Raw genomic sequence first — 15,789 nt, forward strand, 5'->3', positions numbered from 1 at the left:
CGGATGTGCCGGTGTTGCCGATGGAGGCGGTTATTACGACGGTGGATCGGCTGGCTAGTCCCTACAATCCGAATGCGCCGGTGTATTTGGAGCGCGGGATTTCATGGCGGGATTTTCAGGCGCGGTGTGTTGGCCGTAAGCTGATCGAGGGTTGAGTTGGAGGTAAGGAATGGGGGTGCTGCTTCGGGGGTTGGAGTTGGAGGGGTGGCGATCGCACAGTGGGGTAGGTCGGCTGCTGGGGATGCTACAAGGCTGGCAGGAGAAAAGTTGGCTATGGCGCTGGGTGCCTGCAATGGGTGGCTGGCTTGTGGGGTTGGTGTTAGTACTGGCTCCGTTTATGCCGTCGGGGATGATTGGCATGTTGCTGATGGCGGGGGCTGGGTTGTGGTTGTTGTGGACTCTGGCGGGGGAGCGGCAAGGTCGCTGGTCACCGATTCACCTTCTGGTGTTGAGCTATTGGGGGATTGCATTGTTAGCAACGGTGCTGTCACCGGTGCCACGGGCTGCTGTTGTGGGGTTAGGGAAGCTCAGCTTGTACGTGCTGTTTTTTGCTTTGGCAGAGCGGGTGATGCGTGATGAGCGGTGGCGATCGCGCCTGCTGACGGTTTATTTGTTAACGGCTTTAGGGGTGAGTGTCGAAGCTATCCGGCAGTGGCTGTTTGGGGCGGAGCCGCTGGCCACGTGGACGGATCCGGAGTCGGCGTTGGCAAATGTGACCCGGGTGTATAGCTTTTTAGGAAATCCCAACCTGTTGGCAGGATATTTATTGCCCAGTGTGCCTTTGAGTGCGGCGGCGATCGCGGTGTGGCGGGGCACATTACCGACGGTCCTTGCAGTGGTGATGCTGGGGATGAATACGGCTAGCTTGATATTGACCTTTAGCCGGGGTGGCTGGCTGGGGTTGGCTACCGCCACGATTGTTGGTGTGGGGCTGCTGGGGTTTTGGTATTTACCGCAATTACCCTATCGGTGGCGGCGCTGGGGAGTGCCCCTCCTGCTGGGACTGTTGGTGGCTACTTTGGTGGGGAGTGTGGTGAGTGTACCAGCGTTGCGGGAGCGAGCGGGCAGTATTTTTGCTGCGCGGGGAGACAGTAGCAATAATTTCCGAATTAATGTGTGGATGGGGGTACAGCAAATGATTCAAGCGCGCCCGTGGCTGGGGATTGGCCCCGGGAATGTGGCGTTTAATCAAATTTATCCGCTGTACCAAGTCAATGTACGGTTTACGGCGTTGAGTGCCTACTCGATTTTTTTGGAATTACTGGTGGAAGTGGGCGTGATTGGGTTTGGCGTTTTCCTGTGGTTATTGCTGTTGGTGGGCGATCGCGCTTGGCGATGTTTAGGACAATTACGCGCTAGGAACAATCCTCAAGGGTTTTGGCTGATGGCAACGGTGGCCACAATGGCGGGAATGCTTACCCATGGCTTGGTAGATACGATATGGTTTCGCCCGGAGGTTGCAACCCTATGGTGGCTAATGGTGGCGATCGTGGTTAGTTTTGTCCCCCAACAGGAAAATGCTGCCTCCTGATACCTCAAGGCAACCGGCCAAGTAAAGGGGGATTTATTTGTACTAAAGATTTTTGAGTTAGTCCTGTTGCCACTCTTGAAGMCCTGCCGTAACGGCCGAACCTTGATCGTGCCAGCCACAGTGGGAGCAGTGGCACTGGCCAAGGGCAACATTGGAATGATGGATGGGTTGTCGACATTCGGGACAGCGCCCGGTGAAGTAAGGATGGTGCATTAGCATCCGAATTTGCTCAACAGGGGATAGGTGGCCAATAACTTGTTCGAGTGTGGCCGATTGACCATCGACGTATGGCATCAGGGAATCCAAATAACTGACGAAATTTAAGCGATGAGGTCATCGTGAATTCAGTATGGCGGCGATCGCCCCGATGGGGGAATCGTAAAAATACGGAAAATCCTTGCGCCAACCTGTGGAAAACTCCAAAAAGCCTGTGGAAAAATCTGGGGAAAATCTGGGGAAAACTATAGAAAAACTCTGGAAAATTGTGGAAATCTTTTTATTCTTTTATTAAGCATTTAATCGCCTGTGGAAAACTACCCAATTTTTTCCACAGGTTTTCCACAGGAATGAATAGGCTCAAACCAAGTCAGGGTCAGGGGTTTACTATATTTTTCCACATTTTCCACAGCCCCTACTACTACTATAAGAATATTTATTAAGATTAGGAGTAGTAGAGATCCTAGGGATCTACGATAAAAAATTCTGAAAAGAGGAAATTAAGCTAGGGAGCACTACACACCCCGGTTCACGGAAAGGGCTGGTCAACTCTAAACATCTGTAAATAGCTACCAAAAGGTAAATGGCAGCCAAGGGGTTCTAAAACAGCCAAGAAGGAGGGTGAACCCATAAAGCTAGGGGATTTATCCTTCATGCCCTTTAGGGGGCTTTTAAGGGGATTCTGTGGGGCGCTGAGGGGAGTGTTCTATTGAACGTTTGCCGATACCATAGTCCAAGTACTACCCATCTCTTTCTAGGCTTCCATGACGCGCATTGTCACTTTTTTAGGGTCAACCCCAGAGCAGCAAACGGCTCTTGGTCTAGCGGTTGCTCGGTGGTTTGCTCAACATCAGCAACGAACCCTCTTGGCGTTGCCAGCACCGGCAACCACATTACAGTATTTAATTGGTGATGTATATAAAGAAACTGGGTCTCAAGCGGTATCTGTTGGCGATCGCCTCTGCGTGACACAACTGTTTGCTACTCAAAGCTTGGATATGGCTTGGGATGATCTCAGTCGCCTTGTGGAGTCCTATTTACCGCCGGAGCTGGTCGGCAAGGTCTATGCGGGTGAACTGATGATTTTGCCTGGTATGGATATGCTGTTGACCCTAAATGCCCTACGGGTCTATTACAGCAGTGGCGAGTACGATGTGATTGTTTACGCAGGTGCGAATAGTCGAGATACGTTGCGGTTGATAGGATTGCCTCAAGGACTGGCTTGGTACTATCGCCGGTTTCGCCGATTGTTAGAGCAACTGGATATTAACAAAATTGCGACTGCTATGGGTGGGCCGATCGCCAGCGCCATTATGGCTGCGAACATTGATACCCAAAAAATTAATGAGCGACTTGCCCAAGCCAAGGAATGGGTGGATCGCGGTGTGACGATTGCTTCAGATGGGCAGCGGCTATCGGTATTTTTGCTAACCAGTCCTGCCGCGCTTGAGATTGCCCAGACGCAGTGGTTGTGGGGGAGTGCTCAACAGGTGAATGTGCCGATTTCTGAGGTATTTTGTTTGGGAGAGGCAACCCCTGATGTCAATCAAGCTTTTGCACCGTTACGGATTTCAACCCTCCCGACCGACCTTAGGGCTTGGCAGTCCCTTGTACCTAGCTTGCCTGACTTTAACAACCTAGCGAGTGCCCCTGCTCCCCACGAATTTGATGAGGTGCAACAGCAGGTACGTATTTTTCTGCCCGGGTTTCGCAAGGAGCAAGTAAAGCTCAGTGAGTTTAGCGGTGAGTTAACGGTCGAGGCAGGAGACCAACGCCGCCACATTGAACTGCCCCCCAGCCTTAAGGGAAAACCTGTGCAGGGCGGAAAGTTTGAAGCACCCTATTTAATTGTGAATCTATCTTGACATACTCCCCATGCCTAAAGGCAGGGGATTCTTGTTACTAGTTCAGCGACAGCACTTACCATTTCAGGTTTCCCATCCATAGCAGAGGTGCTTGTCTCCCCAGTCGTTTGGGATTTCTCCCCAGTTCCCCAATGCCCTTGGGTACTGTTTTGCCATTCCATCCCCAAGATGCTTAGCCCCTTTTTCAAGATATTCAGAGCCGCGTTCTGGTCTCTGTCTAACTCAAACCCGCACTTAGGACAACTATGGGTTCTAGTGGATAGGGTTTTTGCTACCCTATGCCCACAGTTACTACAGTCCTGTGTGGTGTATTGTGGCGGTACTGACACTACTGCCTTATCCCACACCTTCCCGTAGTCGTCCAGCCATTGGGTGAACTGAGACCAACTAGCATCATGGATGGATTTGGCAAGATGATGATTCTTGACTAGGTTCCTCACCTGCAAGTCCTCATACACCACGACATCGTTAGATGCCACTACGCACCGAGCAAGCTTGATTGCCCAGTCTTTACGTTGGCGTTGAACGTTCAGATGTACTTTGCCTAGTTTTTTCCTTTGCTTGTGATAATTCTTGGACTGAGGCTTGGCTCCTTTATTGAACGTCCTACTTAACCTGCGTTGGTGTTGCTTTAACCTCCGTTATTGAACGTCCTACTTAACCTGCGTTGGTGTTGCTTTAACCTCCGTTCACTACGTCTTAAAAACTTAGGACAATCGACCGTGTTTCCGTTCTGGTCGGTGTAGAAGTGTTTTAACCCCAAGTCAATACCGATGACATTGCCTGTGTATTGTCCTTGCTCTTTGCGCTCTACATCCAAGCAGAATTGAGCATAGTACCCATCTGCTCTGCGTACCACTCGCACTCGGTTGATTTTAGAGTTGAGGATATGCTGTCTTGCCTCTCCATTGCAGTACAAGGCAAATGTACCTGCATTGAAGCCAAAGGACTCCGTCCCGCTTACGCGAACGGTGAAGGTGATGGACAGTCCATCCGCTGATAGCTTCCAACCCGATAGCTTGTACGCTACAGAGCGGCAATGCTTCTTGAATCTGGGATAGCCTTTCGTTGCCCCCTTGTTGTGGCAGTTGGTATGGAACCGAGAGATAGAAGCCCAAGCCCGTTCTGCACTTGCTTGTCTGGCTGCTGAGTTTAACTTTTTAGCAAAATCAAACTCTTGAGCCAAGGTTTTGCAGTGGGCATAGAGGTCATTCCTACCCACACCACGGTTGTCCATCCAGTACCGTACACACTTGTTGCGCACAAACTGTGCGGTACGGATGGCTTCGTCCAAAGACTGATATTGCTCCTGTGTGCCCTTTAGCTTGGCTTCTACGACTCTCATGGTTCCATTTTATCACAGACTCAGCTTGATAAAACAATATGCGCCTTATATCCCCATAGCTAAAGCTAGGGGCTTTACGGCGTTTTTCGGTAAAGCTACCCTATGGGCATGGTGCTAGGAAAGGCGTTGCTGAATAGACGTATGACTTTCGGGTTTGAGTCTTTTGCCGCCCTCACTCTAGCCCTTTCCCAAAGGAAAGGAAACAAGACTCTTAGCTCCCTTCTCCTTGGGGAGAAGGGTTGGGGATGAGGGAATTCATAGCTCCATTCAGCAATGCCCTAGGAAACAGCTTGTTTTGTGCAAATTAATTGCCAGCAAATAAGTCACACCGCTACAGAAACTTAAATCAGAAAATAGACATTGATAAATTTTATATAATCTAAAGTGGGACGCATTCCTAACGATGCGATCGCCTCACTTAAACAATACCTAAATCAGCGGTGGCAAGGGATCAGACTATTCTGGGCAAATATTAAGGAAATCAGCAATTATCAGCAATCTCTGGCCTTTATAAAGTCTTGATTAAGGAATGAATTCTCTCTGGATCGTTCTTTTATAATGGTTTTAGGGACATATTTGAAATTGCTGTTATTAGCTATTATTAGTTACTTGTCCCTCTACAATTTACCGTCATTGAGACTGTATCAAGAGTCCCAAACAGCGTAAACCGGCTTATGAATTCATTCACCACAAGAGGTTTCAGCATTGTTGTCCAGTGGTAACACACCAATTCAATTTCCCTTGAGGTACCTATGGTGTCAACTCTGCCCGAGCAGCAGACAATCGGTTACATTCACTCCGTTGAGACCTGTGGCACGGTTGATGGCCCAGGGATCCGCTACGTGATTTTTACTCAGGGATGCCCGCTGCGCTGTCTGTACTGCCATAATCCTGATTGTCGTGAACCCCATCAAGGCAAGCCGGTCACCGTCACAGAGCTGCTCCACGACATTGAGCACTACCGCTCTTACCTGCGGCGGGGGGGGGTTACCGTCAGTGGTGGCGAACCCTTAATGCAGCCAGAGTTTGTCCGCGAAATTTTTGAGGGCTGCCATGACCTAGGGTTACACACGGCCTTGGATACCTCTGGCTATGTGGTGTTAGATGTGGCCAAGCCAGTGGTAGCGGCTGCTGACTTGGTGTTGCTGGATATTAAATCCTTCTTGCCAGATACCTATCGGCGGGTCACTAGTGTCGCCATTACACCCACCCTTGAGTTGGCTCGCTACCTCGATCAGATTCAGAAACCCACTTGGATTCGGTTTGTGCTAGTGCCCGGCCTCACGGACGATCCGGACAACATCCGTGGCCTCGCCCAATTTGTTGCCGGTCTGCGCAATATCGAAAAGGTTGAAGTCCTGCCCTTTCACAAAATGGGGGAATACAAATGGCAGCAGTTAGGGTTGCCCTATCAATTGTATGACACCCCTGCCGCCAGTCCGGACGATGTTGCCCGGGCGATCGCCATCTTTCGTGACTACAATCTCACAGTTCAATAATCCCTTGATGAAGGTTGAAGGAGTAGCCAATGACTGCCACCACCAGCTATGCACCGGTCAAGGATTTGACGGGGCTAGAAGCACTCATCCAGCGCGTCAAAGACGCCCAAGCACGCTACGCCCAGTTTACCCAAGCCCAAGTCGATCATATTTTTCATCAGGCTGCAATGGCCGCTAACCAAGCCCGCATCCCCCTTGCCAAGGCTGCGGTTGCCGAAACTGGCATGGGACTTGTCGAAGATAAAGTGATTAAAAACCACTTTGCCTCAGAGTTTATTTACAACAAGTACAAAGAGGAAAAAACCTGTGGGGTGATTGAAGATGATCCCCTCTTTGGCATCCAAAAAATTGCTGAACCCGTAGGCATTGTGGCGGGGGTGGTGCCGGTCACCAATCCCACCTCGACCACGATTTTCAAAGCCCTGATTTGCCTGAAAACTCGTAATGGCATTATCTTTTCTCCCCATCCTCGTGCCAAAGCCTGTACGGCTGAGGCCGCCAAGATTGTCCTAGAGGCAGCAGTGGCGGCGGGTGCGCCTGCTGACATCATTGGCTGGATTGATGAACCCACCATTGAATTGTCGCAGGCACTCATGCAACACCCTGAGATCAAGCTGATTTTGGCAACAGGTGGGCCAGGTATGGTTAAGGCGGCCTACTCCTCCGGCCATCCCGCCATTGGGGTGGGGGCTGGTAATACCCCTGCCCTCATTGATGCCACCGCCGATATTGCCACCGCTGTTAGCTCGATTTTGCTCAGTAAGTCCTTTGACAACGGCATGATCTGTGCGTCGGAGCAGTCAGTCATTGTGGTTGATGACGTGTATGAGGCAGTGAAAGCCGAATTTCAACGGCGGGGCGGCTATATCCTCAAACCAGAGGAGCAAGAGCGGGTTGGGCAACTCATTTTGAAAGATGGCCGCCTGAACGCCGCTATTGTCGGTCAGTCAGCGTGTCGTATTGCTGCTATGGCTGGCATTGAGGTACCCCCACAGACGCGGGTGCTGTTGGCAGAGGTTACCGAGATTGGTGTCCAAGAGCCGTTTGCCTACGAAAAACTGTGTCCGATCTTGGCACTCTACCGCGCTCCCCAGTTCCATAAAGGGGTTGAGATGGCAGCGCAGCTAGTCAACTTTGGAGGGATGGGGCACACGTCCGTTCTCTATACCGATCCCCGTAATCAAGATGATATTGCCTACTTTAAGTATCGGATGCAAACTGCACGGGTACTCATTAACACGCCGTCTTCCCAAGGGGCGATCGGGGATCTGTATAACTTTAAGCTGGATCCCTCCTTAACGCTGGGCTGCGGCACCTGGGGCGGCAACATCATTTCCGAAAACGTCGGCCCCCATCATTTGCTGAATATCAAAACCGTGAGCGATCGCCGCGAAAATATGCTTTGGTTCCGGGTGCCACCTAAAATTTACTTCAAACCTGGGTGCTTACCTGTGGCACTGCGGGATTTAGACGGCAAACAACGCGCCTTTTTAATTACCGATAAACCCCTTTTTGACCTAGGTATTACCGATCCCATTACCCATGTCCTTGAGGAAATGGGGATCAAACACGATATTTTCCACGAGGTAGAGCCCGATCCCACCCTGAGCACGGTTAACCGTGGCCTTGCCTTGCTTCGACAGTATCAGCCAGATGTCATCATTGCCGTTGGTGGTGGCTCCCCCATGGATGCAGCCAAAGTCATGTGGCTTTTGTACGAGCATCCTGAGGTCGAGTTTGACGGCCTGGCCATGCGCTTCATGGATATCCGCAAGCGGGTCTATCAATTGCCTCCCTTAGGACAAAAAGCCATCATGGTCGCCATTCCTACCACCTCGGGTACCGGCTCAGAAGTCACCCCCTTTGCTGTTGTTACCGATGACCGCGTGGGGATTAAGTATCCCTTAGCTGATTACGCCTTAACCCCCACGATGGCCATTGTGGATCCTGAGTTGGTACTGCACATGCCGAAAAAACTCACGGCCTACGGTGGCATTGATGCCCTCACCCACGCGTTGGAGTCTTACGTGTCGGTACTGTCCACGGAATTTACCGAAGGATTAGCCCTAGAAGCCATTAAGCTGCTGTTTGCCTACCTGCCACGCGCCTACCGCTATGGGGCTGCCGATCCAGAAGCGCGCGAAAAAGTGCACTATGCCGCCACCATCGCGGGGATGGCCTTTGCCAATGCCTTTTTGGGGGTGTGTCACTCCATGGCACACAAGCTCGGATCTACCTTCCATGTCCCCCATGGTCTAGCCAACGCCCTGTTAATTTCCCATGTCATTCGCTATAACGCGACGGATGCTCCCCTGAAACAGGCAATCTTCCCGCAGTATAAGTATCCGCAGGCCAAAGAACGCTATGCCCAGATTGCCGATGCGTTGCACCTAGGGGGTGAAACGGCAGAGGAAAAAGTCGAACGGCTGATTGGGGCGATCGAAGACCTGAAAGCTCAGCTAGAGATTCCAGCCACCATTAAGGAAACACTGCATAGTGAAGATCAAATTTTTTACGATCAAGTAGCAGAAATGGCAGAGCTAGCCTTTGACGATCAGTGTACGGGAGCCAATCCCCGCTACCCGCTCATTCAGGATCTGAAGGAGCTTTACACCCTTGCCTATATGGGGTGCCGCTTAGAGGCCGCAGCCTATCATCCCGAACATTCATCAACTGCTTAGGCGATTTGCCCCTAGCTACACTCCGGCAAAAAGAGCAGATCAGGATTTGCCAATATGTGAATGCTCTGCTCATGACGCTTCGCGTTCATAAGTGGCTTCCCAATCCCATAGCAGAGAGAGGGTGACCGGCATTCTCGGCGTAGCGCAGCAACTTCTGCCTTTCGCTACTTGCCTGTCCTTTCGGCGGGTCAGCTTCAGTTGATACGCCAAGTATCGAGCTGCGATATTGTAGCTGGCGCTAAGATCACAGGAATACTGCTTCCTGTTAGTAAATGTCGCTAACTCATACTGGGTCTTAATAAAATGGTCGGTTGAAGCAGTAGTTTGAGGGGTATCTGTGGCAGCGAAAGCGCCCAAGAGGTTATCGGGGAGGGCAGTCGCGAGGGGTGATCACTGCGTGTTCCAGCTAGCATTACAGTGCAGCGGATTGACGGGCGATCGGGGCTGCGTTGAAGATCTCTGCAACTGCTGATCTTGGCCGTTAGGTAGCTTGAGCGATTGTTTGGGTTTTGAGCCAACTGCCACCCATCCCTATCAAGAAGCAACTTGGCATAAGATGACTGCGATCGCCAAGCCCAATCTCTAATATTCGATCAGTTGAGATTAACTGCGATGCCGCATCTGCTTTTGGAAAGATGCAGATGCCGCTGTGATGCTGCTGTATTGCCCCACTCAGATACATTGGCGGTGGAGCGATATAATTTGCCTCGTGAAGATGCCCCGTGGAGGAACCGCATGGCACGCCCCCTCACCCCCGATAATCAAACCCTGAACCGTCCATGGACGTGGCAAGACGGCTTGATTATTCTTGCCCTGATTACGCTTATTTTCTGGATTGTGAATACGGCGGCAAAATTCACCGCTAGCTATGACCCTACCATCACCATTCAGCTCAGTCCCAGCGTCTTACCCAGTTATACGGCGCAGACGCTCCTACGGATGCTAATTGCCTACATCATTTCCTTAGTGTTTAGTGTGTTGTATTCTTACTTGGCGTTTTACAACCGCACCGCCGAAAAGATTTTGCTACCGCTATTGGATATTTTGCAGTCAATTCCAGTGCTGTCGTTTTTGCCCGGCGTTGTCCTAGCGCTGATTGCGATTTTTCCGGGAAGTCGCCTAGGGGTGGAGTTAGCGGCGATTATTCTCATCTATACTGGCATGGCTTGGAACATGACGTTTAGCTTTTACCAATCCCTCATCAGTGTGCCGCGAGAATTGCGGGAGGTGGCTAAAATCTATCGCTTGGGCTGGTGGCAGCAAGTGTGGACGCTGGATTTACCTGCAGGAGCCATTGGTTTGATCTGGAATAGTGTGATGTCGGTCGCGGGGGGCTGGTTCTTCTTGATGGCGATCGAGTCGTTTACCATTGGTGAGCAAACCTTTACGCTTCCGGGGTTAGGCTCGTACCTTGCGGAGGCAGCGAACCAGCAGGACTATGCCGCCTTGGTTTACGGGTTGGCGGTGCTCATTAGTGTCATTATTGCAGTTGATATTGTGGTCTGGCGGCCACTGATTGCTTGGGGGGAAAAGTTCAAAATCGAGATGGTCGAGGCCGAAAGTACGCCTAAGTCTTTTGTGTTAGATTTTCTGCGGCGATCGCCCACCCTGCGTGCCTTTCATCAAACGGTCTTTACGCCGGTGTGGGAACGGCTAGACAATTACCTGCGCCCTAAAGGGGCACAGCGGACGACCGCTGCTCCCCCTCGCAGTCATAGTGTGCCTATTTTGCCGATCGTGTTCTTTTTGTTTGTTGCTGTGGTCGGTTGGGGCACCATTGCCTCAGCCGTGCAAATGACGACCCTCAGCATCCGCAATTGGCAACTCATCGGCATTGGTGCGGTGTTAACCACGGTGCGGGTCAGTGTTGCTCTAGTTTTATCCCTATTGTGGACCGTGCCAGTGGGGGTAGCCATTGGCCGCAATCCACGGGCGGCGCAGGTGCTCCAGCCCTTGGTGCAAATTGCTGCGTCAGTGCCAGCAACGGCGCTGTTTCCGGTGCTCCTGCTAGCGTTGGCCAACTTAGGGGGGGGGTTAGAAATTGGCGCTGTGGCATTAATGATGCTGGGGACAATGTGGTACATTCTCTTTAACGTCATTGCTGGGGCACAGGCCATTCCCACGGAGTTATTTGAGGCGGCAACGATCTACCAACTCTCGTGGTGGCAACGCTGGCGCACTGTTATTCTGCCGGGCATTTTCCCCTACCTGATTACGGGGATTATTACCGCTGTGGGGGGGGCATGGAACTCCAGCATTGTCAGTGAGTACGTTGAGTTTCAGAACCAAACGGAGCAGACGTTGGGCTTAGGCGCAATTATCTCTGAAGCCAGTGTGAAGGCTGATTTTCCGCTGTTGCTAGCGTCCACCGTTGTGATGTCTCTCCTAGTGGTGCTGACGAATCGCTTCGTTTGGCGACCCCTGTACCGCTTGGCGGAAACGAAGTACCAACTTTTATAGGAGGTTGCCATGCGGGTTATTGGCCTGATCAGCGGGACATCGGTGGATGGCATTGATGCAGTTTTGGTGGAGTTGCAGGGGCGGCAACTGGATTTGCGGGTGCAGGTGCTAAATTTTTGCACGGTTCCCTACCCGCCAGAGTTACGGCAGCAGATTTTAGCGGTCTGTGCCGCAGAGCCGCTTACTATGGCGGCGTGGTCGGAACTAGACGATGCCATTGCCACCGCTTTTGCCACCGCTGCGTTAACCGTCCAGATGGGCTACCCGCCAGCGCAACTGATTGGCTCCCATGGTCAAACGGTGTTCCATCGTCCCCCCACGGGCGATCGCCTCGGTCACAGTGTGCAGTTGGGGCGCGGTGAACTGATTGCCCATCGCACTGGCATTCCCACCGTTTCGAACTTTCGTGCCCAGGATATTGCCCTAGGGGGGCAGGGGGCACCCCTCGTGCCGCGGGTGGATTGGTGTCTGCTGGGGCACCCCCAAGAGTATCGCTGTATTCAAAATATTGGCGGCATTGGCAATGTGGCCTACCTCCTCCCCCAGCAGCAGGATCAAAGCGGCAATCACGTGCTGGGGTGGGATACTGGCCCTGGCAACGTCCTCCTTGATCTGGCGGTGAGTTATTTTTCTGCTGGACAACAGCGCTACGATGCGGATGGGCACTGGGCACGGCAAGGGCACGTGTGTGAGGCGTTAGTGGTGCAATGGCTGAGCCATCCCTTTTTTAGTGCACCGCCCCCTAAATCCACTGGCCGGGAACTCTTTGGCTGGCTATTTTGGCAGCAGTGTTTAGAGCAAGCCACTGCCCTAGGCCTTAAACCAGCCGATGTGTTAGCCACCCTCACGGAGTTTACCGCCCGCAGTATTGCCCAGAGCTATGAGCGCTTTTTACCCCGGCGACCGGATCGGGTCTTATTGTGTGGTGGCGGTGCCCATAATGGCTTTTTGCAGGAACGCCTACGGCTACATCTGGGGGAAATTCCAGTAGAAACCACGGCAGTGGCGGGGGTACCCGTGGATGCCAAAGAGGCGATCGCCTTTGCGGTGTTGGCCTACTGGCAACAGTTGGGGATTCCGGGGAATGTGCCGCAGGTCACCGGTGCCCATCATGCCGCGCCCCTTGGTCAGTATTGGCAGTCGGTGCGGGTTTAATGGTTAGTCAACCCTTTCCTAGCATCGTCACCACCTCAGAAATGCAGGCGATCGAGGCAGCGATGTTTGCGGCTGGCTTACCGATCGCGGCTCTCATGGAAAAGGTGGGGCAGCGCCTCAGCGATCGTCTATGCTGCCTCTATCCGGTCACCACCCATCCCAAGGTGGGGGTGCTGGCCGGTCCTGGGCATAATGGGGGTGATGCGTTGGTTGTGGCGCGGGAGTTGTGGCACCGGGGCTACACTGTAACGGTGTGGCAACCCTTTAGCCGCCTGAAACCCCTAACGGCGGATCACGCCAAGTATGCCCGTTTTCTTGGCATTCCCTTCACTAGCGAGGTAGCTGAGCTAGCAACGGCCAACCTAATTGTGGATGGGGTGTTTGGCTTTGGGCTAGAGCGGTCTGTCAGTCATGAGCTAGGGGCTGCCTTTGCTCAGGTGAATCAGTGGTGTGTGCCGCGGCTGAGCATCGATGTGCCCTCTGGCCTGTGTAGCGATCGCGGGGCAGTGTTGGGGACCGCCATTCAAGCCACTCGCACCCTCTGTCTCGGCCTGTGGAAGCGGGGGCTTCTGATGGATGAGGCGCTGCCGTGGGTGGGGGAGGCCGAACTCCTTACCTTTGACATTCCTGCAACCATCATTGATAACGTCCTAGGAACGACGCCGCGGCGCTATTGCCTCGATTCTCAGTGCTGGCAGCTGTTGCCCCTCGCCAGATCCCCCATAACCCATAAGTATCGGCAGGGGCAACTGTTACTCATTGGCGGCTCGGCGCGCTTTGGTGGCAGTATTCTCCTCAGTGCCTTAGCAGCGCGCTGTACGGGGGTGGGGATGCTGGTGGTGGCAGTGCCCAACTCCTTAAAACCCTTGGTGCTTGCGCGGGTACCCGATGCCATTGTGGTGGGCTGCCCAGAAACCAACACAGGCGCGATCGCCCACTTGCCAGCAGATTTAGATTTACAACGCGTTCAGGCGATCGCCTGTGGGCCGGGCTTAACCACTGCCGCCACAACCGTTATCGAACAGGTGTTAGCGGCGGGGATACCCACAGTACTGGATGCCGATGGTTTGAACATTTTAGCCGCCCTCTCCCCGTGGCCTTTGGCCGCACCGCTGGTGTTGACCCCCCACCTAGGGGAATTTCGGCGGCTCTTTCCCGACCTAAGTGCCGAGGGCGATCGCCTTGAGCAAGTACAAGCGGCAGCCGCTCACAGCAATTGTCTTGTAGTCCTCAAAGGTGCACGCACCGCGATCGCCACCCCTGCTGGCAACCTGTGGATCAATCCCGCCAGTACCCCTGCCCTTGCCCGTGGCGGCAGTGGCGATGTCCTCACTGGCCTCATTGGTGGTCTCTTGGCACAACAGGAGCTGCTGCACTCAACCCTTGGGGGCGTATGGTGGCATGCCCAAGCAGGACTTGCAGCAGCCAAGCAGTGGACCACCTTAGGGGTGTACCCTGAGCGCCTTGTGGATGTGCTGCTACCGACCCTCAGCGCTAAAAAACCTGACTTTTTGTCGCATCAGAGAGGGTCGGAATTTCCGCATAAATGCCGCGAATAGACTGGACAACGGCAAAGATAACCCCTGCCACTGTTGCAATGAAAATAAAGTTAAACAATACCTTCATCAGCAGTTCAAAGCTGGCAACGCGGGTCAAAAGCTGTAGCACCAGTTGCGCGATAAACAGGGCAATCCCCATCAGCAGTGCCTGCATCGTGTTGTAGCGAATAAATAGACTAATGCGGGAATTGCGAACCACCAGCAGGTACAGCAGCATAAATACAATTAACCCCGCAAACGGAATGGAGTACAGTAGGGCAACAGGCAACACCACGATAAATAAGGCTTGCAGCGGCGGAAACATCTCAAAGAGGAACCCCCCCAACGGCATAACGTAAAACAAGGGCAAGAGGTAGGCCAAGCAAGCAAAGATGCGATCGGGGATCGTTGTTGTGGCACGCCAAGTCACAATGTAGCCCTCACAATGATTAGGTGTCTTGTTCTAGGGTAGCGGGCAAATCCGACACTTGAACTAGATGAAATCCCATCTGACAGCGAAACTGCTGACACCCCCGCTCTGAGGAACCATACACAGGGGCACCGCACCGCAATTGACCTTCTTTCCAGCGAGGTTGACCATGGCGATCGGCAAGGAGACAGGACTGGCAAACAGACTGTGACGGTAGAATATGATTTTGGGTCAGGATCACTAGCATGACAGACCTCCCGACAGAGCTTACGCTGCTGCTAGCTACTTATAAATCAGCTAAATCAGCGTAATTCTCATGTATGTATTTTACCGCCTCTGAAGGGGCGACTCACTGCCACTGCGCTCAAGAGGCTCGGGACAGGCAGATCACATAACCAAGCACTGGGTGCAGCGCTTGAACTAGGACAAGAACCGCCAGCAGAAACGTAACAATTTTCGCCCAGAGGGGGCGTAAAGGGCAGTATAGAAAGCCACAAACTGCTAGTGCGCCTACAAGGACACTGCCAAAAACCTCAAGTAAGCCATAGGGCATCCCACAGATGCGGGTAGGTTGATAGTACACAGGCACCGCAAATAAAGCCACAACAAACGTAGCAACAGTCCAGCCAACCGCTATGAGGCTTTTGCGATGTGCCATCTTTTTGCTCCTGATGCCAAATCACAGAAAACCTCCGAGAAGCCCCGCACCTTCAGGTCGGGGAGGGACAGGAGCGGCAATTGAGAGGGGTTCAATACCCCCGAAATTGCCAGGTTTAGTACGCTTGTTTTTCATAGTCACGGGTGAGAATATAAAAGGATGAAACAAACTCTGACACTAGTTTGCAAACTTGCAACCACACCTGAACAAAATGCCAAGATTGAGGCATTGCTTCAGGCGTTTGCTGCTGCTTGCAACTATGCCAATGAGCGCGTCAAACCCAAAACAACCAGCAAAACAACGATTCAGTCGTTGGTCTATAACGACCTGCGAGAACAGTTTGGGTTGAGTGCTAATCAGGCAGTCAGGGTTTGTGCTAAGGTTGGGGCGAATCGAAAAACAAGATCGGAA

Annotated in this window: 14 protein-coding genes and 1 pseudogene (1 of these 15 running past the window's edge); 9 read left to right on the forward strand and 6 right to left on the reverse strand. The window is 52.6% G+C overall.

All coding sequences use genetic code 11. The features are described from left to right. A protein-coding gene (locus L5220_RS08095) for a DUF7734 family protein (RefSeq protein WP_499572850.1) crosses the window boundary here: on the forward strand, window positions 1–155 show its 3' portion. Its footprint begins 148 nt before the window's first position; only the last 155 of its 303 coding nucleotides appear in the window; its start codon lies off the left edge, out of view; the stop codon is at window positions 153–155. 14 nt (window positions 156–169) lie between these two features. Next, the gene (locus tag L5220_RS08100) at window positions 170–1,531 is read left to right on the forward strand and encodes an IctB family putative bicarbonate transporter (protein WP_499572851.1); all 1,362 of its coding nucleotides are present in this window, start codon (window positions 170–172) and stop codon (window positions 1,529–1,531) included. Window positions 1,532–1,588: 57 nt separating this feature from the next. Here L5220_RS08100 and L5220_RS08105 read toward each other — a convergent pair whose 3' ends face one another. Continuing rightward, window positions 1,589–1,825, reverse strand: coding sequence for a hypothetical protein (locus L5220_RS08105; protein ID WP_499572853.1), 237 nt, complete (start codon window positions 1,823–1,825; stop codon window positions 1,589–1,591). Between the two features lie 686 nt (window positions 1,826–2,511). On the opposite strand from L5220_RS08105, the gene L5220_RS08110 reads away from it, so the two are divergent. Beyond that, window positions 2,512–3,612: a Get3/ArsA fold putative tail anchor-mediating ATPase NosAFP gene (locus L5220_RS08110; protein WP_499572855.1), complete on the forward strand. Its 1,101-nt coding sequence runs from the start codon at window positions 2,512–2,514 to the stop codon at window positions 3,610–3,612. A gap of 14 nt (window positions 3,613–3,626) precedes the next feature. On the opposite strand, the pseudogene L5220_RS08115 reads toward L5220_RS08110, so the two are convergent. Next, a pseudogene (locus L5220_RS08115) lies at window positions 3,627–4,151 on the reverse strand (RNA-guided endonuclease InsQ/TnpB family protein); the annotation flags it as partial. 92 nt (window positions 4,152–4,243) lie between these two features. Further along, entirely contained in the window at window positions 4,244–4,957 is a 714-nt protein-coding gene (locus tag L5220_RS08120) for an RNA-guided endonuclease InsQ/TnpB family protein (protein ID WP_499572857.1), read from the reverse strand. A gap of 752 nt (window positions 4,958–5,709) precedes the next feature. Between L5220_RS08120 and pflA the strand changes: the two genes are divergently transcribed. The 5 genes from pflA to L5220_RS08145 all read left to right on the forward strand — a co-directional run bounded on the left by pflA (window position 5,710) and on the right by L5220_RS08145 (window position 14,311). Further along, window positions 5,710–6,456: a pyruvate formate-lyase-activating protein gene (pflA, locus tag L5220_RS08125; protein WP_499572859.1), complete on the forward strand. Its 747-nt coding sequence runs from the start codon at window positions 5,710–5,712 to the stop codon at window positions 6,454–6,456. Between the two features lie 29 nt (window positions 6,457–6,485). Beyond that, window positions 6,486–9,137, forward strand: coding sequence for a bifunctional acetaldehyde-CoA/alcohol dehydrogenase (gene adhE, locus L5220_RS08130; protein WP_499572861.1), 2,652 nt, complete (start codon window positions 6,486–6,488; stop codon window positions 9,135–9,137). A gap of 735 nt (window positions 9,138–9,872) precedes the next feature. Then, window positions 9,873–11,597, forward strand: a complete 1,725-nt coding sequence (locus L5220_RS08135) for an ABC transporter permease (protein ID WP_499572863.1) — start codon at window positions 9,873–9,875, stop codon at window positions 11,595–11,597. A gap of 9 nt (window positions 11,598–11,606) precedes the next feature. Then, window positions 11,607–12,752 carry an anhydro-N-acetylmuramic acid kinase gene (locus L5220_RS08140; RefSeq protein WP_499572865.1) on the forward strand — a complete coding sequence of 382 codons (1,146 nt, stop codon included), beginning with the start codon at window positions 11,607–11,609 and terminating at the stop codon, window positions 12,750–12,752. After that, window positions 12,752–14,311 carry an NAD(P)H-hydrate dehydratase gene (locus tag L5220_RS08145; protein WP_499572867.1) on the forward strand — a complete coding sequence of 520 codons (1,560 nt, stop codon included), beginning with the start codon at window positions 12,752–12,754 and terminating at the stop codon, window positions 14,309–14,311. The genes L5220_RS08140 and L5220_RS08145 overlap by 1 nt, the downstream gene beginning before the upstream one ends. Here L5220_RS08145 and L5220_RS08150 read toward each other — a convergent pair. The 3 genes from L5220_RS08150 to L5220_RS08160 all read right to left on the reverse strand — a co-directional run bounded on the left by L5220_RS08150 (window position 14,247) and on the right by L5220_RS08160 (window position 15,378). Next, window positions 14,247–14,720 carry a Tic20 family protein gene (locus tag L5220_RS08150; RefSeq protein ID WP_448524943.1) on the reverse strand — a complete coding sequence of 158 codons (474 nt, stop codon included), beginning with the start codon at window positions 14,718–14,720 and terminating at the stop codon, window positions 14,247–14,249. The genes L5220_RS08145 and L5220_RS08150 overlap by 65 nt on opposite strands. A gap of 19 nt (window positions 14,721–14,739) precedes the next feature. Beyond that, window positions 14,740–14,967, reverse strand: coding sequence for a hypothetical protein (locus L5220_RS08155; RefSeq protein ID WP_099799655.1), 228 nt, complete (start codon window positions 14,965–14,967; stop codon window positions 14,740–14,742). 117 nt (window positions 14,968–15,084) lie between these two features. Beyond that, window positions 15,085–15,378, reverse strand: coding sequence for a hypothetical protein (locus tag L5220_RS08160; RefSeq protein WP_499498903.1), 294 nt, complete (start codon window positions 15,376–15,378; stop codon window positions 15,085–15,087). Window positions 15,379–15,537: 159 nt separating this feature from the next. Between L5220_RS08160 and L5220_RS08165 the strand changes: the two genes are divergently transcribed. Further along, window positions 15,538–15,789: hypothetical protein (locus L5220_RS08165; protein ID WP_499572869.1), on the forward strand; the 252-nt coding region annotated here is incomplete at its 3' end.

Origin of the sequence: Synechococcus sp. PCC 6716 (assembly GCF_022570815.1) — a bacterium.
GTDB lineage: Bacteria > Cyanobacteriota > Cyanobacteriia > Thermosynechococcales > Thermosynechococcaceae > Thermosynechococcus > Thermosynechococcus lividus.